This window comes from Streptomyces sp. NPDC001914, from assembly GCF_042891215.1.
In the GTDB taxonomy this organism is placed as follows: Bacteria; Actinomycetota; Actinomycetes; order Streptomycetales; family Streptomycetaceae; genus Streptomyces.
In genome coordinates, this window is record NZ_JBIASW010000014.1 from 187516 (window position 1) to 209362 (window position 21847).

A 21847-nucleotide genomic window follows, 5' to 3' on the forward strand; every position below is an offset into this window, starting at 1 on the left:
TCCGAGAAGACCAGGGCGTCCGCGACTCCACGGGGAGAGCGGGGCGCCCTAGCCGCCGGCGCGGCGGCCCACCATGGGGGTGAACCCACACATGCATGACAACGCGCTGTCCAGGCGTGACCTGATGAAGTACGGCGTCCTCGCGTCGGCGGCCCTGGCGCTGCCGTTCGAACGCGTCGTGCGCGCGAAGACGGCTTCGGACCGGATCGCCGTCAGCAGGTTCCCGAAGCCGTTCACCGTGCCGTTCGCGGTGCCGCCCGAGGCCGTACCGACGAAGCGGTCGAGCACGACCGACTACTACACGGTCACCATGCGCAGCGCCCTGACCGAGATCCTGCCCGGCATGAAGACCGAGACCTGGTCGTACGACGGGACGTTCGGCGGCCCGACGATCCGGGCCACCCGCGGCCGGCCGGCCGTGGTGCGGCACATCAACGAGCTGCCCCGGGTGCATCCGCGCCTCGGATACGAGTCGTGGACCTCGGTGCACCTGCACGGTTCGGCGTCGCTGCCCGAGTACGACGGCTACGCGAGCGACGTGACGCGGACGGGCGAGTACAAGGACTACCACTATCCGAACTCCCAGGACGCGCGCACGCTGTGGTACCACGACCACGGCGTGCACCACACGGCCGAGAACGCGTACATGGGCCTCGCAGCCATGTACACGATGCACGACGCCCTGGAGCAGTCGCTGCCGATCCCGCACGGCCGCTACGACGTGCCGCTGATCATCCGGGACGCCATGTTCGACCGCGACGGACAGCTCCTGTACGACGACGGCGGGCACTCCGGGATCTTCGGCGACGTGATCCTGGTCAACGGCCGTCCCTGGCCGGTGATGAAGGTCGAGCGGCGCAAGTACCGCTTCAGGATCCTGAACGGCTCGATCTCGCGAGGCTTCAAGTTCACGCTGAGCACCGGCGACCCGTTCGTCTTCATCGGCACCGACGCGGGCCTGATGCCCGAACCCCGCTCGGTGACCAGCTACCGGCACGGGATCGCCGAACGCTACGAGGTGATCATCGACTTCGCCAAGTACAAGGTCGGCCAGCGGGTCGTGCTGAGGAACCTCAGCGTGCCGAACGTCGAGGACTTCGACACCACCGGCGACGTGATGGCCTTCGACGTGGCGGGTGATCCCACCGACCTGTCCGGCAACAGCATCCCGGACCGGCTCAACCCGAACGCTCCGGCGATGGACCTGACGGCCGCGATGGCGAAGAAGACGCGCAAGTTCGAGTTCATCCGCAAGGACGGCATCTGGACCGTCAACGGCAAGACCTGGGCCGACGTGGTGGCCTCCGACTACGAGTACGTCTGGGCCGATCCGGCGCTGGGGGACGTCGAGATCTGGGAGTTCGAGAACAAGTCCGGCGGCTGGTGGCATCCGGTCCATGTGCACCTGGTCGACTTCAGGATCCTGGACCGCAACGGCAAGCCGCCCTCGCCGTGGGAACTCGGCGGCAAGGACACCGTGTTCGTCGGCGAGAACGAGACCGTGCGCATGGTGGTCAAGTTCGGTCCGAACACCGGGCGTTACATGATTCACTGCCACAACCTGGTACACGAGGACCACGACATGATGGCCCAGTTCCGGGTCGGCCCGCCGGCCGACGGGCACCACCCCGTGTACGCCGCCCCCGCCGAGTCGGGTCCCGCCCCGACGCTGGGATACGCCGATGACTCCATCGACTGAGGCGGCTCCCGCGGATACGGTCGCGTCCGTGCCGGGCCCGCGATCCCGCCCGTACCTTCCGGCTCGTCGCGTCGGAGCACTCCTCTGCCTCGCCGCGGCCGCCGGGGACCTCGTGGTCTTCCAGCAGAACCTCGCGCACGGCCTGGCCGTGTCACTGCCCTTCCTGGTTGTGGCAGTCGTCCAACTCGCCCTGGCCCGCTCGCTGTGGACCTCGTCGCGTGCGGTCGCGGTCCTGTCCGCGGTCCTCGTCCTGGGACTGCTCATCGGCTTGCAGGCGATCACCGTGCGCGGCGGTACGGCCCTCGGGCCGCGCGACGAACCCCTGCGTGCCGGTCCGTTCGCGACGCTCGCGTTGCTCCTGCGGCTCGCCGCGCTGCCCTGGCTGGTGCGTGCCCTGTCCGGCCGGGGACGGACCTGGGCCGTCAACGGACTTCTCTCCATCGGGACGGTGTTGTGGACGCTGAGGCTGACCGGCCTGGCGGGGTGACACGGCCGGGGCGGTGCGCGCGACGACGGACCGTCGTCGCGCGCACCGTTCTGCTCGTGATGCCGGCCATGGCTCTGACGGTCGGCAGCCTTCTCGTCGAGCCGGTACGGGTCGAGTCGACGAGCATGGAGCCGACACTGCTGTCCGGGGACCATCTGCTCGTCGACGACCGCGCCTACCGTGAAGCCCCGCCCCGGCGCGGCGACCTCGTGGTGTTCGACGGCCCCGGCGCGACCCTGGTCAAACGGGTCGTGGCGGTGGCCGGAGACACGGTCGCGATCGAGGACGGGGTTCTGGAGGTCAACGGCCGTGCCGTCGAGGAGCCGGCGGTGGATCCGAGGACGGTCGACGGGATGTACTACGGGCCCGCACGGGTACCGTCCGGCACCGTCTTCGTTCTGGGCGACAACCGCCGGCACTCCGTGGACTCCCGCCAGTTCGGTCCGGTCCCCGTCACCGACGTGACCGGACGGGTGATCCTGCGCTGGTGGCCGCGGCCCGGCAGACCGTGACCGCGGCGCGGGTCCGGCCCGCGCCCTCGCTACGGGCTCACACCACCGGGGGCGACCTCCACGACGGCGTCGAGCACCGCGTCGATCCCGGCGTCCTTGTGCAGGATCGTCGCCGCCCCGGCGTCCAGGGCCGCCCGTTCCAGGCGGCCGCCGACCGCGGAGGTCAGTACCACGACCCTGGTTCCCGGGCGGAGTTCCAGCAGCCTTCGGGTCGCCTCCGCCCCGTCCAGGACCGGCATGACCAGATCCATGAGGACCACGTCCGGCAGAAGCCGAGCCGTCGCGTCGACGGCCTCGGCGCCGTCGCACGCCACACCCACGACGTCCACGAGGGGGCTGCGGCCGAGCGCGCCGGCCAAGGTGTCCCGCACGAGCGGGTGGTCGTCGACGACGAGCAGGCGAATCGGCATGGTCCAACGGTGCCTCGTCCCGGGCCTCACAACCACCCCCAAACCGGGGGTGTCGCCTGCCCGAACCGGAGGGTGCGCCGACCTGGGAGGACACAATTTCTCCACAGGATGTGTTCCCTTCATCCACGCCGTGGTTGCATGGCATATGCGTTCCGGCCACGGTGGCGGTCCGCTGAGGGGGGAGACATGCCGGGACAGGAGGATGCGCCGACGACACGCGTGATGATCGTCGACGACCACCGGACATTCGCGGAGCTTCTGGCCTTCGCTCTGGGATCCCAGCCGGACTTCGACTGCGCGGGCTGGGCGGGCACAGGGGCGGCGGCCGTCGAACTGGCGACCAGGGAACGCCCCGACATGGTCGTGATGGACATCTCGCTCGGCTCGGAGAGCGGACTCGAGGTCACCCGGCGGATCCGGGAGGCGACACCGGACGCGACCGTCGTGATCGTCTCCGCGCACCGCGATCCCGACTGGGTCGTGCGCGCCGCACAGGCCGGCGCGAGCGCGTTCGTGCCCAAGTCCGGCTCCCTGGAGGAGATGCTGGGTGTCCTGCGCGACGTACGGCAGGGATCGATGCTCGTGTCGGCCTCCATGTTCGGCGAGCCGCCGCGACCGTCGGCCACCGACGCCCCCGCCGTCGTCAGCCTGACGGCCCGCGAGTCCGAGGTGCTCACCCTGATGGGCAAAGGGCTGGCCCCGGCGGCGATCGCACGGCTTCTGGGGATCAGCGTCAACACCTGCCGCGGCTATGTGAAGTCGATCCACCTCAAGCTCGGGGTGCGCTCACAGCTCCAGGCCGTGGTGAAGGCGCAACAGCTCGGTCTCGTCGAGGCACACGGCGATGACTGACCGCGGGCACGCGGCGGCCGACCGCGACCGCGTGTGGAACTCCGGCCGGGACGGGACCGTCCCGTCACGGGACTCGGGGGGCAGCAGAACGGTCCGGCACGCGGTGATCGCGATGGTGCTGATCGGGCTGAGCGCCTTCACGGTCGTCGGTGCGGCCACCGTGTTCGCCGCCGAGTCGATCGCCAAGCGGACCGCCCTCGCCGAGGCCGCCCGGTCCGCGCAGCTCATGGGCAACGTGATCTTCAAGCCGGTCATGCCCCGGCTGATCCGCGGTGACCGCACCGCGTGGGAGCAGCTCGACGAGGCGGTCCAGGCCCGTCAGAGCGAGGCCGGCGTCGTGCGCGTGAAGGTGTGGAACCGGCAGGGCGTGGTGCTCTACTCCAACGAGCACCACGCCATCGGGATGTCCTTCCCTCTCAACGACGACGTCCGCAAGACCATCGACCGGCACGCCAGTTGGGCGGACCTCTCCGACCTGTCCGACGAGGAGAACATCACCGAACCTCACGGCGACAGCCGTCTCGTGGAGGTGTACGTCCCCCTGGACCTGCCCTCCGGCGAGCGACTGGCGCTGGAGGTGTACTCGACCGACGAGCGGGTGGCCACCGCGCGCGGCGAGCTGATGCGGACCCTCGTACCGTTCTCGATCCTGGCACTGCTGCTTCTGCTGGTCGCCCAGCTCCCGGTCTCAGTGCAGTTGCTGCGCCGGGTCAGCCAGGCCGACGCGGAGCGCAGCCGACTGCTCAGCAAGGCCCTCACCGCCTCCGAGCGCGAGCGCCGCGCGATCGCCCGCGACCTCCACGACGGCGTGGTCCAGGACCTCGCCGGTGCCGGATACGCACTCGAAGCCGTCCGGGCCGACCTGCCGCCCGGCACGGCGACGGCGGCGGGCGGCATGCTCGACAGGATCTCCGAGGTGCTGCGCGGCGCCGTCGGCTCGCTCCGCACCCTGATGGTGGACATCTACCCGCCGGACCTGACCGACGACGGACTGGCGCAGGCGGTCGAACTGCTCGCCGAACGCCTGCGCCGGGAGGGGATCGCCGTCACCACGACGGTCGACGTCCGGGCGGCGCTGGGGTCGGACCTGGCGGCGGCCGCCTACCGCTGCGCCCGGGAGTGCGTGACCAACGTCCTCAAGCACGCCGAGGCGGGCCGGGCGTCGGTCGACGTCAAGGGAGACCAAGACCGGCTGCTGGTCGTCGTGACGGACGACGGAAAGGGGCCGGGCACCGCCCTCGGCAGCACCGGCCATCTCGGACTGCAGCTGATCCGGGACACGGCGAGCGAACTGGGTGGCGAGGTCACGGTCACCGCACGTCCCGGCGGCGGCACCGAGGTCCGCACCACGCTGCCGGTGCGCTCATGACCCCCTCGTTTTGAGGGGGTCGCACCCCCCAAGGGCGAGGCTGCCGGTGACAGCGGCGGGGCGGAACCCTGGACGTGCCGTCCGACCACTGCACCCGGGGGAAATGGATGCGCCGTATCGTCACCATGGTCTGCCTCGTCCTGTGCGTGTTGTTCCTCCAGGCGGCGAGCGCGGGCCCGGCCGCCGCGCACACCGGTCTGTCGAAGAGCGAGCCCGCGGCCGGCCGGACGCTGTCACGCCTGCCGGCCCAGGTCGCGCTGACGTTCCGCGGCCCGGTGACCGCGGGTGCCGACGCGGTGCGGGTGTTCGACGACCACATGCGCCGGGTGGACCTCGGCGGCCACCCCGACGACCGGCCCCGGCAGACGCTGCGGACCGCTCTGCCGGGAAGCCTGCACGCGGGCACCTACTCCGTGGCCTGGCAGGTGACCTCGGCCGACGGACATCCCGTGGCGGGCACCTACCGGTTCTCCATCGGCGCGGCCACGCACGTCGTCGGCGTCCTGCCTCGCCCCGCCGGTGCGGACGGCGCCTGGACCGGCCGGCTCCTCGGAGCCTTCCGGGGCATCGGCTACGCGGGACTCGCCCTGGGGCCGGGCGTGCTGCTCGTCGCGCTGTGGCTGTGGCCCGCCGGGCTGCGCGACCGCAGGAGCCGTGCCCTGGTGTGGGGCGGGCTCGGCCTGCTGGCGACCGGCACCCTCGGGGTCCTGACCGTCCACACCGTCTGGGCCGACGGCCGGCCACTGGCCGAAGCCTGGTCCGGCTCGGGCTCCCATCAGCACGCGGCGACGGCCGACCTGGCCTACGCTGTGCGCTTCTACGCCCTTCTGGCGCTCGGCGCCGCGACCGCGGTGGCCACCGCGTGGGCCGGGCGGGACAGGCCCGCCAGACCGCTGGTCCTGGCGGTGACGGCCGCGGCCGTCGTCCTCTGGGGCACCTGGCCGACGACCGGCCACGCCGTCGACGGCCGCTACGCGCCGCTCGCGGTGGCGGCCGACCTGATCCACCTGGCCGCCATGACGCTCTGGCTGGGCGGGCTCGCGCTGGTCGCGGCCGTCCTGTCGCGCCCCGCGCACCTCGGCGAACTGGCCGCCGTGCTGCCCCGGTTCTCGCGGCTGGCGTTCACCGCCGTCGTCGCCCTCGTCGTCACGGGGACCTGCCAGGCATGGCGGGAGACGGGATCCACCGCACATCTCCTCGACACCCCGTTCGGGCGGCTGCTCCTGCTGAAGTCGACCGGAGTCGCCGGAATCGTCGCGCTCGGCGGCATGTCCCGTCGCTGGGTCCGCCACAACACCACCCTCCCACTGCCCCTTCATCAGCCGACGGGCGGTGCGCCGGGCACGACGCTCACCCTCCTCGCACCGGCGCCCCCCGCTCCGCCGGACGCTGCTCACGTCCGGACCCTCAGACGCGGTCTGCTGGCCGAACTGCTGGTCGGGGCCGCCGTGCTGGGCGTCACCGCGGCCCTGGTCACGGCCGCTCCGCCCGCGTGACACGGATCCCCACCCGCCGACCGGACGCCCCGGCCACCGCGCCGCAACCGTTCCGCCCCGAGAGGAATCGACCATGAAACTCCTTCCCCCGGCCCGAGCGGCCGCGGCCCTTCTCGCCGCGGCACTGCTCCTGGTGACGGCGACTCCGGCCTTCGCCCATGTGCACGTGCACGCCGACCGAGCGGTGACCCCGGGGGAGGCCGACGCCCTTCTGACGTTCCACGTTCCGAACGAGAAGGCGTCCGCGCGGACCGTCGGCATACGGATCGAGGCACCGGAAGGTGTACGAGGACTGCGCGCCGAGCAGGCGACGGGCTGGACCGTCGAGCCGACCGGCAGCGAGGGCAGGACCGTCGGCTGGTCCGGCGGGGAGATCGGCGGAGCGGACGGAGCCGACTTCGTCGTGCACATCGACCGACTGCCCACCGGGGTGCCGGAACTGGCCTTCGTGGCGCGGCAGGAGTACGACGACGGCGAGGTCGTCACCTGGGATCAGGAGACGGTGGCGGGCCGGCCCGAACCGGAGCACCCCGCACCCGTGTTGAGCCTCACGGGAGTACCTGCTGCCGACGCCATGAGGCATGCGGCGGCCGGGACCGGCACCGCGTGGACGGCAGCCGTCGTGTGCGGGGTGCTGCTGCTCCTGGCAGCCGCGGGCCTCCCGGTGGCGCGCTCCGCGGCCAGACGCCGCGGTGCCGCGACGCGCTGAGTGGGCGGCCGGGCGCGGGCCTTCCTCGGTATCCCGTCCGAACCCCGAACACCCGTCCCGTGCAGGTGTGTTGGACCTCATCGGTTCGGAGAGGGAGTCCGGCTCCGACGCACTATCGTGTACGACATGTCCGCCCCTGATCTGATCCGCATCGTCTCCCGCGACTCGCCCATGGCCCTGGCCCAGGTGGAGCGCGTCCGCGCCGAGCTCGGCGTGCTGCGTCCGGGTGTCCGCACCCTCGTCGTCCCGGTCAAGACGACCGGCGACAAATGGATGGGAGATCTCTCCCACGTCGAGGGCAAGGGGGCGTTCACCAAAGAGGTCGACGCCGCGCTGCTCGCCGGGGAGGCGGACGTCGCGGTGCACTGCGTCAAGGACGTGCCCGCGGACAGGCCGTTGCCGGCCGGCACGACCTTCGCGGCGTTCCTGAAGCGGGACGACATCCGTGACGCCCTCGTCCATCCCGGCGGCCTGCCGCTCGGCGAACTCCCCGCGGGCACCCGGATCGGAACCTCCTCGGTCCGCAGGATCGCTCAACTCGCGGCCTCCCATCCGCATCTGGAATGCGTGCCGTTCCGGGGCAACGCCAACCGCCGCCTGGAGAAGCTCGCGGCGGGCGAGGTCGACGCGCTGCTGCTGGCCGTCTCCGGACTGGAGCGCATCGGCCGGTCGGACGTGATCACCGAGATCCTGTCGACCGAGACGATGTGCCCGCCGATCGGAGCCGGTGTTCTCGCTCTTCAGTGCCGTGAGACGGACACGGCCACGATCGACGTCGTCAGCGGCCTGAACGACGCCGACACCTATCGGGAGGCCACGGCGGAGCGGATGTTCCTGCACGTCCTCCAGGGGCATTGCAACAGTCCCATCGCCGGATACGCGAAGGCGTCCCGGGGCGATCTGTCGCTGCGGGCCTGCGTGTTCAGCCCCGACGGGAAGACCGTCCTGAACGCACATGAGTGGGCCGGGCGGCTCAGCCCGTCGGACCTCGGCGCTTCCGTCGCGCTGGCCCTGCTGCGGCAGGGCGCCCGCGAGCTGATCGACGGTATCGCCCACTGACATCGGCCGGCGGTGCGACCGACCTCGGGGGACGGCCGCACCGCCGCGACGCGCTGCCTCCCCGGCCCGCTGTCGCGGAGCCCGGGTCAGCTCGTGAAGGTGAACCAGTTGATGTTGGTGAAGTCCGAGCTGCTGCCCGCGAAGACCAGGTAGACGTCGTGGACCCCGGTGGCGCCGGCGAGCATGTTCGCCGGAACCGTCTGCCAGTTCTGCCAGCCGCCGCTGTTGGCGAAGCTGATCTCGGCGATCTTCGTGCCGGTGGTGCTGTCGAGCCGTACCTGGACGGCACCGCTGACACCGGCGGCCGCGCCCGACGCGAGCCGGGCCTTGAACTGGGCCGGGGAGGCCGAACCGAAGTCGACCTTGGCGAACTTCAGCCAGTCGCCGTTCGCGATGTAGCCCACGTCGCTGCCGCCGCCGGTGTCGGAGCAGCTCTCCGTGGTGGTCCCGCTCTGTGCCGCGTAGGACTCGGCCTGGATGGTGCTGTAGGCGCTGACCGTGCCCGAGCCGCCCCCCGATCCTCCGCCGGTGCCTCCGGCGCCCAGGGTGATGCTCCACGAGGTGGGCGCCCCGTCCTGGATGTGCCCGTCGACGGGCGCCGAGCCGGTCGGGCCGACGTCGTCGTACGGGAAGGCGTAGCCGATGCTGGCGTACTTGTGGACCAGCCGCGCGTAGTGGTTGGTGATCGAGTCCGTGTAGTACTGCGAGGGTGTGACGCCGTCGGGGTTGTTGTTCCCGCCCGGGACGAGCAGCGAGCTGCGGTTGATCGCGGCGGCCAGCCGGGCCGCGATGGCTCCGCGGGCGTCGCCTCCGGAGTTGTAGAGGGGACCGGACGCGCAGCCGAAGATGTCGACGGCGCTCGGCTTGGTGAACGGGACGCCGTTCGTGTTGAGACCTGAGAAGACGATGGCGTTGCCGGAGACGGTGCCGGTGTACGAACCGATGCTGCCCTGGCCGTTGATGGTCAGCGGAGTCGAGGCGTAGTGGCTCCAGACCCGGTTCAGGTAGTCGTTCCAGTAGCCGCCGAAGTCCACCGGTGAGTGCGCGGGGGCCATGACGCGGAGCACTCCGCCGGAGGAGTCGGTGACCACCAGCCTGTCCCAGGGCGCTCCGTCGGAGGCGTGCTGTGTCTGCAGGCCGGAGGAGATGGAGGCGAGCGCGCCCGAGGGGAGCGGACTGACCGACTGGTTGCCCCCGCTGCCGGTGCTGGCCATCGAGATCGGCAGCGCGACCATGTCCACGTACGAGATGTTCGCGTACAGGTTGGCGCTGTTGAAGGTGAACTCGCAGAACGTCCAGTTGGTGGCCCAGTTGGGGTCCGAGCTCACCAGGGCGGGCTGCACCACGCCGGGCGGGGAGCCCGGGTTGACGAAGAACTGGAGTTTCTGTCCGACCGAGAACCAGACGCGGCCGCCGATGATGTAGTCGGTCAGCGTGACGGTCTTCGCGGCCGAACCGGAGGCGCCCAGCGCGATGGAGTAGTCGGCGATGGGGGTCACGGGGGACGACGGGTTCGGCAGCCGGTTCAGGGCGCCGTTCGCCGAGACGAACACCGGCCAGCCGCTGCTGTCGGTGCCGGATATGTAGGCGTAGACGGTGTCGTGGCCGGAGGTGTTCGCCAGCTTCAAGGGGAGTGAGACAGCTGCCGCCGCTGCAGTGGACGTCAGAGGCGAGACCGGCGAGAACGGGCTGAGCGCGGCCGTACTGGTGACGGCGGCGGCTCCGGCCAGGAAGGAACGTCGGGAAACCACAGGGGCCCTCCCGGAGGGGGTGAAGGTCCGTCAACAAGGTGACGGTTGGGGGGAGTTGTTTCATGTGGGGTTCTGTGCGGGGGTGACGCTATTGGACTGGACCAATACAGTCAAGGTTGCGGAACTGTTACGTCCAAGTAACGGTGTTTGTGCCTCACCAAAACCCCTCACGCTGAAGATCACCCGGCGACCGGCGACCGGCGACCGGCGACCGGCGACCGGCGACCGGCGACCGGGGCCGGGGCAGGGGGCGGGGGCGGGGACTCAGGCTTCCTGTGTTTCGTTCGCGGGCCGGGTGCCGCCGGTGCCTTCGTCCGAGGGGTGCGGCCCGTCACGGTGAGCACGGCCGCCGCGGCCAGGCCGGACATGCCGGCGGCCAGGAGCTGCACCCGGTAGTCGAGGCCGGCGACCATGCCCGTGCCCAGGAGCAGGGCGATCCCGGTGGGCGCGTACATCAAGGTGCCGGCCGTCGCCGCCACCCTGCCGAGCAACTCGGACGGGGCGTGCTTCTGGACGGCCGTCAGCGCCGCGATGAGCGGGCAGGGCAGGCCCAGACCGATCGCCAGACTGCTGCCCAGCACGACGGGCGTCCACGGAGTCGCCCGCGCCAGCACCCCGAGGGCGAACAGGACGAGTCCCGCCGTCGAGAACGTGCGCACGGACATCCGGCGCATCAGCGCACCGGCCGCCAGCCCACTGACGACCGATCCGAACCCCTGGACCGAGGTGAGCACGCCCGCGAAGGCAGGGGACCGGTGGAGCCCTGCGTCGAGCAGCGCGTACGTGGCCGTGCTGCTGATGCCGGCCAGGGTCATGGTCGTCCCACTGGCGATGACCAGCGGACGCAGCGTCGGGTGGTGCCTCAGATAGTGGGCGCCTTCCACGGTCCCGGCGGTCCACGCCCGTCCGACGCGCGCCGCGGGCACGGCTTCCCGCACCCGGATCAGCCTGAAGGCGACCGCGGCCAGGGCGAAGGTGGCCGCGTCCAGCAGCGCCACGGTCGGACCGCCGAACGCGATGAACAGGCTCGCGCCGGCCAACGGGGCGAGCAGCTTCGTGCTCTCCATGGCGGTGAGCACCAGACCGTTGAAGTCGCCGCGCAGTTCGTCCGGCACGGCGGCCGCCACCAGGGCCGTCTCGGCCGCGTCCGTGAGCACCATGCCCACGCCGACCAAAGTCAGCACAACGAACAGCAGCCAGACCTGATCCTCGGAGCGCACGAAGAGCGGTGCGGTCATCACGGCCGCCAGGACCAGATTCGTGGCGACCAGGAGCGGACGGCGGCGCACCCGGTCCGCCACGGTGCCGATCACGGGGCCGGCGAAGGTCGGCAGCCAGACGCAGAAGCCGACCAGCGCGGCAAGGCTGCTGGAACCGGTGAGCGTCTTGACCCAGATGCCGGCCGCCAGCGACATGGCCGTGTCGCCGAAGCCGGACACGACGATCCCGCCCAGGTAGAGACCCGCGTTGCGGTCCCGGAAGACCTTCAGCGTGTTCCAGCCCATCCCCTCACCCCTTCGTCCGGCTGACGCCGGGCCGGTGTCGGACGGCGCCTGGCGTCAGCGCGCACAACCTACCCCCAATGATTTGATTGGCGGTAGTCGGCCGACGGTGCCGGTGTGCGCTTTACTGGCTCGCGTGACCGATACCGATCCCGTGCTGCGCGCACTCGCCCATCCGTTGCGGCTGCGGATGCTCAGCCTGATGTGGCCGGGACCGATGTCGGCCGCCGAACTCGCCCGCGAACTGGACGTCTCCCACGCGCTGGCCAGCCAGCATCTGCGGCGCCTGGACGCGGTGGGCCTGGTCGTACTGGCGGAGGAACGCACGCGCCGTGGCGGCAGGGAGCGCCGCTATCGCACCGTCCAGGGCACACCGCTGTCCGACCAGCACGAGGGGACCCCGATGCTGGCCGAGACCATGGCGCACACCCTCCGGGAACGCGCCAGGCGACGTGAGGAGGGCAGCGACGGCGTGACCGTCGACGCCGAACTGTGGGTGGATCCCGAGACGTGGGAGAACACGCGGCGGCGACTCGCGGAGATCGCCACCGAACTCCACGAGGCGGCCCGCCCACCGCACACGCCGGGCACCGTCCCGCTGGGCGTGAGCGTGATGGCCTTCCCGTTGCAAGACGGGGCCGAGGCGGACGGATCAACCGCCGGGGGGTGACTCGGCAGTCCGCTCAACCACTGGGGTCGAATCAGCCGGTCCGCGCAACCGCCTGGGCCTGGCCGGAGCCTGTCCCGCAGTCATTGGTTCGCGGCGGTGGGGATTCGGTACGTCCGGGCCGGCCGCGGCACGGGGTTCGCGGTCCATGCGTGCGAGTCCCCGCGACGCCGAAATGCCGAGCGGTGCACGGCGGTCGGCCCGTATGATCCGCAGCGGGACGGGGCTCGTAGCGCAGCGGTTGTCGCGCCTTCACCGCATGTGGGAGGACGCCGGTTCGAATCCGGCCGGCCCCGTCCCGCCTTCGCCGTGATGGCCCGCAGACCTTCGTGCGGCCGGGGACCGAGGGTGGCGGTGCCCGGCCGGCTCGCCACGGTTATCCTTCCCGTCCGTTCGAAGTTCCCCGGAGGCCCCGTGCACATCACCGTTTTCCTGCTGCGGGACGCGCTCGGCCTTGCGGGCGGTGCGGTGACCGTCTGGGAGCTGACCCGTCAGGCTTCGGGTCCGGGCTGGAGGAAGCCGCGGGTCGTCGCCGGAGTGGCCGCGCTGATGCTTGCCGGGCTGCTCGCCGCCTAGGGGTACTTGGCCGAGGTGTCCATCTCGCACCTCGTCCGACCAGGAGGGGAAGACCAGGGCCGCCTGCGGACAACGCCCACCGGCCCGGTCAGCAGCCGCTGTCCTTGGGCGTGAACTCCATGCGCTCGTGCTCGTCCGTGGCCACGGCCGTGTCGTAGGTCGTTCTGGTGACCTGGTACCAGACATCGTCCTGGCCCTTGTCGCCGCCGACGTCGTCCAGGCTGACGCACCACTGTTCCGGCCGCACGACCCGTGTGTAGGTCTCGGTTCCGCTGCGGACCTGCTTGCAGCTCTTCGCGTGCTCGGTGGAGTACCAGGTGCGGGTGTGCCGCTTGGTGCCCGAACCGGTGGTCGACGTGTGCCTGACCCGCCGGGTGGTCGTGGTGCACTTCTTCGTCATGTGCGGCCGGGTGGCCCGGGTGGTCCTGGCCGTACGGTGGCGGGTCTCGTCCCGGAGACCGAAGACGCTCGCGTCGGCCGTGGCGCCGGCGTCCGGCTGGGAATCCCCGGCAACGCTTCCACCGCCCTGGTCCAGGTCCTGGCCGGCGTCGACCGAGTAGTCCGAGCCCTCGTCGTAGGAGTCACCCCCGCCGCCGCACGCACCGAGCCCGGCTATCAGAACAGCCGTCACCGCGGCCGTGGCAAATCGCTTGAACATGACTTCCTTCGTGATCGACGGGCCGCAGCGTAACGGATCACCGGCCGAAATCGAACGCCGTTTCGCGCGAGCCGGTCAGTCGGCTTCCCGGTAGTTCATGAACCAGTGGGTGTCGAAGTAGCGGGCCATCGTGTACGGGTGGTGCGGATCGACGAGGATGCGGCAGACGAACTCGGCCGTCCGGCAGGTGAACGGGAGGTCCTTGTTGTCGAAGGAGCGGACCACCACGGGCCAGAGGTCGGGGTCGTCTCCGTCGGCCCTCCAGCAGTACAGGTCCTCGTGTTCCGTGCCGGCCCAGATGAGCAGGCCGTCCTCCCGGATACTCGTCCACGGCTCCTGGTTGAGGTCCAGATAAGCGTCGAAGGCGCCGCGGCCGAACGTCTCGACCATGCGCTTGTAGTCGCCCGGCAGGGCGGTACCCAGGCGCGACTCCACCTCCGCCCAGTCCACGTCCGGCCGCTGCGCCGGCAGTGTCCAGCCGGTGATCCCCATGAGCCGCTCCACCCAGTCGACATCGGCGTCCGCGGCCTCCTCCGAGGACACCGCCAGGGGTTCGGGCACCTCACGGTGGGCGACCACGAGGACCGGCCGCTCGACGCCCTCCGCGTCCCGCGCCGAACCCGTACCGACCCACTGATCCCCGTACGCCCACGCCCGTATCTTCACGGCCCGGTCCTCGAAGGGGACGAGGAGCGCCGCGCCCTTGGACTCGTCGACCGTGGGGTCGGTGAAGCCGTCGAGAACGAGGGTGCGCGGGTGGCCGTACCTGTCGGCGAGCAGGCCGGTCAGCTCCTGCGGGTCCACGTCACCGGACAGGTACATGTAGCCGTTCCGCGGACCGAGTTGGTCCAGCAGGTCATTGACGGCTTCTTGCGTGAGCTCCATGACGGACAGTGAACCTCACGGCACTGACAACGGACCCGGCTCAGTCGCCTCCGCCCAGGTCCCCGCCTCCCGTGCCGTCATGGTGGGCGTCCGCGTGTGTGGCCAGGCCGCGGTCCAGGTCCTCGTCGAGTGCGTCGTACGGGGACGGCCTGCGGTCGGAGGTGTCGGCCGCGGCCCGGGACGTGGCCGTGTCCTCCGGCGGGCGTCGATCCGACGGTTCCGAGGCGCTGATGTACACCCGGTAGCGAAGGTGCGGGCTCCGGTCGCTCAGCGCCTCGGTGACGACGGCACGGCAGCGACGGGTGAATCGGGGCCAGGGGCGGGACAACTCCACGGGCCAGACAGCCGCCAGCGCGGCCAGCGCGGCCCACACCGGGATCCACGCCATGGTCCACCAGCCCGGATCCCGGTCGGGCAGTCCGGGGACGGGACAGCGCAGCAGCATGGCATGCAGGGACATGCCGAACGCCGTGACGAACGCGGCGGTCAGCGCGGGGACGCGGTAGAAGCCGAACCGTTGGCGCAGCGGCGTACGACGTGCCTCGAGAGCCGTCCGGAACCGCTGGAAGACAGGGTCGGTGAGCAGTTCGTTCACCGTGGCCCCCTTGTGGCGGCGCAGGAGTGTCACCAGCGCGGCGAGGACGGGGTCCCTCTGGCTGCCGAGCCGTCCGAGCGGCACGGTGATCCGGCCCGCCTGGTCGATCTCGGCGTCCTCGGCCACGATCAGCAGGCTCACGGCCACCTCCGCCGCGTAGTTCTCCTGCTGGGGTGACGCACCCTCCCACGCGGCGCCGAGCCACCACGCCGCCTGTATCGGGTCGACGTCCGTCGTCCGTACACCCCGCAAGAACTTCCGCTCGTCCCGTGTACGCAGCCACCACACCGCGTACAGCACGGCGTTGACCGCCCCGAATCCCAGAAGCCAACAGGCGGCGATCCAGGACATCTCGCCGCTCATGACCCGGCCTCCGCCGTCCCGCTCGTCGGACATGACACTGGACGATCCCCCCCTCGCAGTCCACTGCTCCACCTCGAACGGCCGTCAACAGCCTGCCATGAAAAGCCACTTGAGGGAGGATTTCGCCCATCGACGGGGCCGCCCGCCGCGGAGGCGTTGACACGCTCCCGCGGCGGGCGGCCCGGAAGGTGTTCAGGAGTCCCCGTGACGCGGTACCGCCACGTCCCGGCGGCCCCGCATCCGGCTTCGGCTCAGTTGCCGGCCAGCGCCTTGAGCGTCGCCTCGGCCGTCGCGGTGCTCGACTGGGGGTTCTGGCCGGTGATCAGCTTGCCGTCCACGACGACCGTGTTGCTCCACGGCGCCCCAATCTCGACCTTGGCACCGCGCTCGCGCAGCACACTCTCCAGGTAGAAGGGAGTGTTGTCGCCGAGACCTCCCTGGCGCTCCTCCTCGTCCGCGAATCCGGTGAGCTCGCGGCCCGCGAAAGTGAACCCGCCGTCCGGCGTCGTGGCGCTGAGCAGGGCGGCCACACCGTGGCACAGCGCGGCGACGACCGTGCCGCCGGAGTCGGCCTCGTTGAGGAGACGGCCGAGGTCCGCGTCGTGAGCGAGGTCGGCCATGGGCGCGTGACCGCCGGGAATGTAGAGCGCGTCGTAGTCGCCCAGGCGCACATCCTCCAGCGCCAGCGGGCCGGCGAGCTGGTCGTCGATGCCGTCGAGGTAGCTGCGGAACTCCGCGGCGTCCGCGTCGGACACACCGCCCCGGGAATCGAGGCTGAGGGCGTCGACCGTCGGGCGGACGGCCCCCGGCGTGGCGATGTCCACCTGCGCTCCGGCGGCGCTCAGCACCTTGTGGGAGGCGGCGACCTCTTCCGCCCAGAAGCCGGTCGGATGGGTGGATCCGTCGGCCAGCACCAAGCTGTCGGCGGCGGAGACGATCATCAGGATCTTCGACATCGGAATACCTGCTCTTATCTGTGGGACGACTCTGGACAAGCGGTGCCTATGGCCCGCGGACCGCGGTGAAGCGGTGCTCGGGACAACTCCAGGATTCATCACCGAAATGCCCCACCGCCTCTGCCGGGCCATAAGAAGAGTTATGGAGTCCGAGTGGCCGTTCTGCTGCGGATGTGCAGTGCGGTGCCGCGCGATGTGCGGCGGGCCCGTGTGTGCCCACGCCATGGTGTCCATCAGTAGAATTTGATCCACCACAGTGCTTCATAAGGTCTGTGATGGATGGAGGTGTCCGTGCCCGGCCTGGACCTGCTGGCGACGTTCCTGGAGATCTACCGCACCGGGTCGTTGTCCGCGGCGGCCGCGCGGCTGGGGGTGAGCCAGCCGGCGGTCACCGGACAGCTCGCCCGTCTCGAGGAACAACTGGGCGAGCCGCTGTTCGTCCGGTCGAGCAAGGGAGCCCAGCCGACGCCCCGGGCGGCGGCGCTGGCCGCCCGCGTCGGCCTGCACGTCGACGGGCTGCGGACCGCCCTGGCTCCCTCGGGGGAGGCGAGCACCCTGGAGGGCACGATTCACCTGGGCGGAGCGGCCGAGGTGATGTCCCTTCAGGTGCTGCCCGCACTGGCACCGCTCTCGGCCCGAGGGCTGCGGATCCGCGTGACACTGGGCCTGGCCGACGAACTGCTGACGGCGCTGACGGCCGCACGGCTCGACCTGGTGGTGTCCGCGGTGCGTCCCCAGCAGGAGGAACTCTCGGTGACACCGCTGGTGGACGAGGAGTTCCTGCTGGTGGGGCCGCCCGCGCTGGCGCACGCCGTGGACCAGGAGCGGCTGGCCGCGGACCCGGTCGCCGCGCTGTCCCGGCTGCCGCTGGTGGCCTATGCGGCCGACCTTCCGATCATCCGGAGGTACTGGCGCAGCGAGTTCGGGCGGCGGCCGCCCAACCAGGTCGCGGTCACCGTCCCGGACCTGCGGGCCGTACTGGCCGCGGTGGTGTCCGGCATGGGCATCTCCGTGCTGCCCCGCTACCTCGCCGCTCCGGCACTGGCCGCGGGCCACGTGGTGCAGATGCACCGGCCGGAGGTCGAGCCGCTGAACACCCTGTACCTGGCGTCCCGGCGGGACATGCCGGCGAGCCCGGCCCGGGCGGCCGTCTGGGAACACCTGGCCCGGGCGGCCCAGGAGTGGAAAAGCCTCTGACGGGTCTGTCCGGCACTGTGTGAAGACCCCGTCCCGGGTTCCGCCCCGCGTTCCGTTCCGCGGGACGGGGTCCACTTCTTGGGCGTCCGGTGCCGCGTCAGTCGGACCGCAGGTTCTCCAGGGTCGAGCGGGTGTCGGTCTTCACCCACCGGGACACTTCGTTGACCTCGGGCGGGCTGTTCGTCTCGTAGGAGGACGAATACGCGCTCCAGCTCATCTGATACGTCATCCAGCCGTCCCGCACCGCGAGGATCACCGCCCGGCTGCCGCTGGTCCCCGTGCCCGACGTGGTGTCCTCGGTCACGAGATAGGCCTCGTCCCCGAATCCGGACAGCTCCTCGACCTCGTAGTCCTCGTACCGCTGGCCGTACTCCGACCACACGGCCGTGAACTCGGCGGCCGGGTCGGTGCTCTTGTGCAGATCCATCTGCACCGAGAGATACGCGTCGGCGTAGGAGGAACTGGACGACGTCTTCAGGGAGATGCTGCAGTAGCTCTGGTCGATGGCCTTGTGCTTCAGCGAGTTGTGGGTCGGGAGGTTGTCCTCCTCCGTGTACTCGGTCCGCAAGGCGCTGTAGTCGACCGCGGAACAGAGATTGGCCTTGGCCCGGTACCCCGCGAGATCAGGGTCGTCGGCCATCGGACCGAGCAGGAACACGCCACCGGCCCACAACGCGGAGGCGGCCACCGCACCGACCGCCGCCCACAGGACCGCGCGCCCCGCGGTTCCCTTGCCGCCGGACGGCGGGGGAAATCCGGGCGGTTGCCCGTACGCGTACTGCTGGGCCGGAGGATAGCCGGGAGGATATCCGTAGCCACTTGCTGGTGCTGGTGCTGGTGCTGGTGCCGGGTGCGTGCCCGGAGCGGTCTCGGATCTCGGCGGAGGTAACGGCTGCTGCTGCGCCTGTGGTTGGGGAGCGGGGGTGGGTACGGGGGCGGGTGGAGGGGCGGAGCCGAGTTGAGGTGACGTCTGCGTCGGGGGCTGCGCCGGGGTGTCCTCGGGCCGATCCTGCATCCTGTGCTCCTTGGTCGTACGCGGTGTGGTCAGATGGCGGAACGGGGCCGGGAGGTCGGCACTCGGTCGGAAGTCAACAGGCAGATTCTAAAGGCCAGTTCATGGAAATGGCCTTGCCCTATCGGCCGTTGCTCAGGCCCGGGCCCCACCGGAACGGCGTGCCGTGCACGACCCGCGGGGATGCCGTACGGGCCGCGGCGCGGGAACGCCCGCACGAGCCCACCCCGACGGACGAGCCCGTGTCGGAGGATCAGCCCGCGGAGCGACGGCCCCGCTCGTGCCGAAGGGCCCCGCAGACAAGCTGCGGGGCCCTTCGCGGTGGTCGAGCGAGGAACCGTCAGGCGGTCTTCTCGATCTTGGTGACCTGAGCCTCCATGACATCGGCCGGCACGTCGGGGGCCTTCTCGCTCAGAACGCTCATCGCGTAGAAGACGGCCAGGGTCGAACCGCTGCGTACGATCGTGTACGTCACAGGGATCTTGGTGCCCTCGATGTCGCTGGTCATCGAGTAGGAGACCGCCTCGTCACCGAGGGAGGGCGCCTTCCCGGGCGTGACCTCGGTGTAGTGGTAGTCGGTGTGCTCGTAGGAGTCGCACGTGCCGCTCTGGGCGCGCAGGTCCGCGACCACCTTCTTGGCGTCCGCCTCCTTCTGCGCGAGCAGGCCGACGCGCAGCACCGTGCCGTCGGTCGCCTTCAGGCTCGTCACCGAGCGGGACACTCGGGCCGTCGCGTCGGGTTCGGTGCCCAGCAGGAACATGTCGGCCAGAGCCTGGCAGGTGGCGGGCTTCGCGGGCACGCTCACCTCCGGGATCTCGTCGTCGGGAGTGTTGCCGACGCGGTAGCCCTTGACGTCCGCCTTGGTGATCACGGCCTTCGTCAACTGCGCCTCGGTGAGCGGCTTCAGCCCCTCCTGGGCGGAAGGCTTGGCCTCGGCGGCCGGCTTCTTCGAGCCGCTGCCGGTGTCGCTGTTGCTGTCGCTGTCCTGCCCGCCGCACGCGGCTGTCGCGGCGAGCACCGCCACCATGCTGATGCCCACCATGACGCGCCCCGGTACTGACTTCACGTTCTTCCCCACCCTCATCTCTTCATGGACGCGTCCACGACAACGGCCGCGCCAGCGGCATTCAAGCCCACAACCAGCGGACTTTGCCAGCGCGTTAGTGTTGCTTGGGGTAACGATCAGAGATCGACTACTTGGTTGTACGCCGCGACAGTGGTTCTCGACACTTCGAGGGCTCGTGCGGCGGTTGTACGTGCTCTTGGTGGCATCGGGCCGGTCGAGTCAGGAGGATGGACTCATGGAACCGGGAGCCAGTGGACCGAACGAGGAGAGCGACCGCGTCTTCGAACTGGAGGCGGAAGTGCAGCAGCTTAAGGAGGCCGTCACCTCCCACGCCGTCGTGGACCAGGCCATCGGGATGATGGTCGCGCTCGGCCGGGTGTCCCCGGACGAGGGCTGGGCCGTACTGAAGGACGTCTCGCAGCACACCAACATCAAGCTCCGGAACATCGCCGAACTGATCCTGGTCTGGGGGCGCAACGGCGACATCCCCCCGGACATCCGTGCCGAGCTGGAAGACGCCCTCGACCGCCACGGCCCGGCCCAGATCCCGGAAGCGCCTTCGGAATGACATCCCGCCGCCGCGTCCGCCGCCGCGAGGCATCGATTTCGGCCAATCCTTCCGGTACGGCGCCGGGTATGTGATGCTGCTGCACCGAATGGACCATGAACCGGTCGGGGTTACGCCCGCACGGGCCGGTGGCGTCAGAGAGGATGGGCTGCATGTCGACTGCGAAGCGTCGGTACAGCCTGACGTGGACCGACCCGGACGGTGCGCCGCAGGCCGCCGCCGGCCGCTACGACAAGCGCTCCGCCACGCGGCGCCGCCGAGCGCTGGAGGCGGTCGGCTGCACTCGTGTCGAGGTCGTCGTGGTCGAGCCCGGAGAGCTTCCCGAACCGGCGATCTGACCCGGGCCCGAAGCGGTCGCGTCGGTCGCCCCGGACGGTCGCCGAAAAGGATTGGACGGGACGAAGATCGGGCTTGTAGCTTACGAGCGACCGTGACGCCGCCCGAGGAGGTGAGACCCATGAACGTTGTATCGACGTGGGTGCTCCCCCTTTCCTCTCACGGCCGGCGAACGACGTAGGTGTCGCCGGGAGCGCCTCCACCTCAAGGCACTCCTCGAAGGGCAACACCTATGCAGTCTCTGCAGTTCACCACCGAGTCGTCGTCGAACGGCATGCTCGAACGCGACTTCCTCATGGGCGACGTCCCCGGCGTTCTCTGGTCGTCGGCCTCCGGAGCCGAACGGGCACCCCTGGTCCTGATGGGCCACGGCGGCGGCGCCCACAAGAGGCACCCGGCCATGCTGGGCCGGGCGAAGAGCCTCGTCGCCGGCTGCGGCTTCCACGTCGCCGTCCTCGACGCGCCCGGTCACGGCGACCGGCCGCGCACCGCGTACGACGAGCGGGAGATCGCCGAACTGCGCAAGGCGCAGGCGGCGGGCGAGCCGGAAGCCTCGATCGTCGTCCGTTACAACGCCCGATTGGCGGAGCTCGCCGTGCCCGAGTGGCGGGCGACCCTGGACGCCCTCCAGAAACTTCCGGAGATCGGCGCCGACGGGCCGGTGGGCTATGTCGGCATGGCCATGGGCACCGCGCTCGGGGTGCCACTCGTGGCTGCCGAGCCCAGGATCAAGGCCGCGGTCCTCGGCATGATGTGGCCCGATGCCCTGTTCGAGGTGGCGCGGCAGATCACCGTCCCGATCGAGTTCGTCCTGCAGTGGGACGACGAGCGCGTCCCGCGCGAGGCCGGTCTCGCGCTGTTCGACGCGTTCGCCTCGAAGGAGAAGTCGTTGCACGCCAACGCGGGCGACCACTTCGGCTTCCCCATGTTCGAGGTCGACAGCTCGGTACGGTTCCTCGCCCGGCATCTCGGCCGGCCGGTCACCCCGCAGAGCTGACGTGAGCGGTCGCGGGGGGCGGCGGCCCCCCCCGGCGCCCCCCCCCCCCCCCGGGGCCGCCCGGGCAACACCGCGGGCACGGGTAGGGTGTCGGCCCGGGTGCCCACGGGTTCCCACGGGGGGCC

At 70.8% G+C, this 21847-nt stretch carries 23 protein-coding genes and 1 tRNA gene; 15 read left to right on the plus strand and 9 right to left on the minus strand.

All coding sequences use genetic code 11. The features are described from left to right. Positions 1-91 precede the first annotated feature (91 nt). Genes ACFYYF_RS32065 through lepB form a run of 3 tightly spaced genes read left to right on the plus strand, consistent with a single transcriptional unit; the run spans position 92 to position 2698 of the window. The gene (locus ACFYYF_RS32065) at positions 92-1699 is read left to right on the plus strand and encodes a multicopper oxidase family protein (protein WP_388780977.1); all 1608 of its coding nucleotides are present in this window, start codon (positions 92-94) and stop codon (positions 1697-1699) included. 28 nt (positions 1700-1727) lie between these two features. Then, complete coding sequence (locus ACFYYF_RS32070) at positions 1728-2186, plus strand: hypothetical protein (RefSeq protein ID WP_388780978.1); 459 nt, start codon at positions 1728-1730, stop codon at positions 2184-2186. Positions 2187-2242: 56 nt separating this feature from the next. Continuing rightward, the gene (lepB, locus tag ACFYYF_RS32075; RefSeq protein ID WP_388780979.1) at positions 2243-2698 is read left to right on the plus strand and encodes a signal peptidase I; all 456 of its coding nucleotides are present in this window, start codon (positions 2243-2245) and stop codon (positions 2696-2698) included. Positions 2699-2727: 29 nt separating this feature from the next. Here lepB and ACFYYF_RS32080 read toward each other — a convergent pair whose 3' ends face one another. Next, positions 2728-3108, minus strand: coding sequence for a response regulator transcription factor (locus ACFYYF_RS32080; RefSeq protein WP_388780980.1), 381 nt, complete (start codon positions 3106-3108; stop codon positions 2728-2730). Positions 3109-3294: 186 nt separating this feature from the next. Here ACFYYF_RS32080 and ACFYYF_RS32085 point away from each other — a divergent pair, with 186 nt between their 5' ends. The 5 genes from ACFYYF_RS32085 (at position 3295) to hemC (ending at position 8593) form a co-directional block, all read left to right on the plus strand. Next, positions 3295-3960 (plus strand): response regulator, encoded by a 666-nt coding sequence (locus ACFYYF_RS32085; RefSeq protein WP_388780981.1) that lies wholly within the window; start codon positions 3295-3297, stop codon positions 3958-3960. Continuing rightward, positions 3953-5329 carry a sensor histidine kinase gene (locus tag ACFYYF_RS32090; RefSeq protein WP_388780982.1) on the plus strand — a complete coding sequence of 459 codons (1377 nt, stop codon included), beginning with the start codon at positions 3953-3955 and terminating at the stop codon, positions 5327-5329. The genes ACFYYF_RS32085 and ACFYYF_RS32090 overlap by 8 nt, the downstream gene beginning before the upstream one ends. A gap of 107 nt (positions 5330-5436) precedes the next feature. Beyond that, on the plus strand, positions 5437-6825 hold the full coding sequence (locus tag ACFYYF_RS32095) for a copper resistance CopC/CopD family protein (protein WP_388780983.1): 1389 nt from the start codon (positions 5437-5439) through the stop codon (positions 6823-6825). A 73-nt stretch (positions 6826-6898) separates the two neighbouring features. Next, the gene (locus tag ACFYYF_RS32100) at positions 6899-7534 is read left to right on the plus strand and encodes a DUF1775 domain-containing protein (protein WP_388780984.1); all 636 of its coding nucleotides are present in this window, start codon (positions 6899-6901) and stop codon (positions 7532-7534) included. 126 nt (positions 7535-7660) lie between these two features. Next, a complete protein-coding gene (hemC, locus tag ACFYYF_RS32105) occupies positions 7661-8593 on the plus strand; it encodes a hydroxymethylbilane synthase (protein WP_388780985.1) in 933 nt (310 codons plus the stop codon). An 86-nt stretch (positions 8594-8679) separates the two neighbouring features. Here hemC and ACFYYF_RS32110 read toward each other — a convergent pair whose 3' ends face one another. Both ACFYYF_RS32110 and ACFYYF_RS32115 read right to left on the minus strand, forming a co-directional pair. Then, positions 8680-10344 (minus strand): beta-1,3-glucanase family protein, encoded by a 1665-nt coding sequence (locus tag ACFYYF_RS32110; RefSeq protein WP_388780986.1) that lies wholly within the window; start codon positions 10342-10344, stop codon positions 8680-8682. Between the two features lie 179 nt (positions 10345-10523). Next, positions 10524-11849, minus strand: coding sequence for an MFS transporter (locus ACFYYF_RS32115; protein ID WP_388780987.1), 1326 nt, complete (start codon positions 11847-11849; stop codon positions 10524-10526). 133 nt (positions 11850-11982) lie between these two features. Here ACFYYF_RS32115 and ACFYYF_RS32120 point away from each other — a divergent pair, with 133 nt between their 5' ends. The 3 genes from ACFYYF_RS32120 (at position 11983) to ACFYYF_RS32130 (ending at position 13089) form a co-directional block, all read left to right on the plus strand. Next, entirely contained in the window at positions 11983-12516 is a 534-nt protein-coding gene (locus tag ACFYYF_RS32120) for an ArsR/SmtB family transcription factor (protein WP_388780988.1), read from the plus strand. 219 nt (positions 12517-12735) lie between these two features. After that, a tRNA-Ala gene (locus ACFYYF_RS32125) sits at positions 12736-12809 on the plus strand. Positions 12810-12927: 118 nt separating this feature from the next. After that, positions 12928-13089 carry a hypothetical protein gene (locus ACFYYF_RS32130; protein ID WP_361694756.1) on the plus strand — a complete coding sequence of 54 codons (162 nt, stop codon included), beginning with the start codon at positions 12928-12930 and terminating at the stop codon, positions 13087-13089. 88 nt (positions 13090-13177) lie between these two features. On the opposite strand, the gene ACFYYF_RS32135 is transcribed toward ACFYYF_RS32130, so the two are convergent. From ACFYYF_RS32135 to ACFYYF_RS32150, 4 genes are all read right to left on the minus strand, one after another. Continuing rightward, positions 13178-13747 carry a hypothetical protein gene (locus tag ACFYYF_RS32135; protein WP_388780989.1) on the minus strand — a complete coding sequence of 190 codons (570 nt, stop codon included), beginning with the start codon at positions 13745-13747 and terminating at the stop codon, positions 13178-13180. 75 nt (positions 13748-13822) lie between these two features. Further along, the gene (locus ACFYYF_RS32140) at positions 13823-14632 is read right to left on the minus strand and encodes an SMI1/KNR4 family protein (RefSeq protein ID WP_388780990.1); all 810 of its coding nucleotides are present in this window, start codon (positions 14630-14632) and stop codon (positions 13823-13825) included. A 40-nt stretch (positions 14633-14672) separates the two neighbouring features. Beyond that, on the minus strand, positions 14673-15623 hold the full coding sequence (locus ACFYYF_RS32145; protein ID WP_388780991.1) for a hypothetical protein: 951 nt from the start codon (positions 15621-15623) through the stop codon (positions 14673-14675). A 218-nt stretch (positions 15624-15841) separates the two neighbouring features. Continuing rightward, a complete protein-coding gene (locus ACFYYF_RS32150; RefSeq protein WP_388780992.1) occupies positions 15842-16546 on the minus strand; it encodes a type 1 glutamine amidotransferase domain-containing protein in 705 nt (234 codons plus the stop codon). Between the two features lie 279 nt (positions 16547-16825). On the opposite strand from ACFYYF_RS32150, the gene ACFYYF_RS32155 reads away from it, so the two are divergent. Next, complete coding sequence (locus ACFYYF_RS32155) at positions 16826-17743, plus strand: LysR family transcriptional regulator (protein ID WP_388780993.1); 918 nt, start codon at positions 16826-16828, stop codon at positions 17741-17743. A 97-nt stretch (positions 17744-17840) separates the two neighbouring features. On the opposite strand, the gene ACFYYF_RS32160 is transcribed toward ACFYYF_RS32155, so the two are convergent. Together ACFYYF_RS32160 and ACFYYF_RS32165 are read right to left on the minus strand one after the other, a co-directional pair. Further along, positions 17841-18383 (minus strand): hypothetical protein, encoded by a 543-nt coding sequence (locus tag ACFYYF_RS32160; RefSeq protein WP_388780994.1) that lies wholly within the window; start codon positions 18381-18383, stop codon positions 17841-17843. Positions 18384-19095: 712 nt separating this feature from the next. Beyond that, positions 19096-19821, minus strand: a complete 726-nt coding sequence (locus ACFYYF_RS32165; RefSeq protein WP_388780995.1) for a hypothetical protein — start codon at positions 19819-19821, stop codon at positions 19096-19098. Between the two features lie 235 nt (positions 19822-20056). Here ACFYYF_RS32165 and ACFYYF_RS32170 point away from each other — a divergent pair, with 235 nt between their 5' ends. From ACFYYF_RS32170 to ACFYYF_RS32180, 3 genes are all read left to right on the plus strand, one after another. Next, entirely contained in the window at positions 20057-20389 is a 333-nt protein-coding gene (locus ACFYYF_RS32170) for an ANTAR domain-containing protein (RefSeq protein ID WP_365494057.1), read from the plus strand. Positions 20390-20541: 152 nt separating this feature from the next. Further along, positions 20542-20727 carry a hypothetical protein gene (locus tag ACFYYF_RS32175; protein WP_361694740.1) on the plus strand — a complete coding sequence of 62 codons (186 nt, stop codon included), beginning with the start codon at positions 20542-20544 and terminating at the stop codon, positions 20725-20727. Positions 20728-20957: 230 nt separating this feature from the next. Further along, positions 20958-21722 (plus strand): alpha/beta hydrolase, encoded by a 765-nt coding sequence (locus ACFYYF_RS32180; RefSeq protein ID WP_388780996.1) that lies wholly within the window; start codon positions 20958-20960, stop codon positions 21720-21722. The last annotated feature ends 125 nt before the right edge of the window (positions 21723-21847 follow it).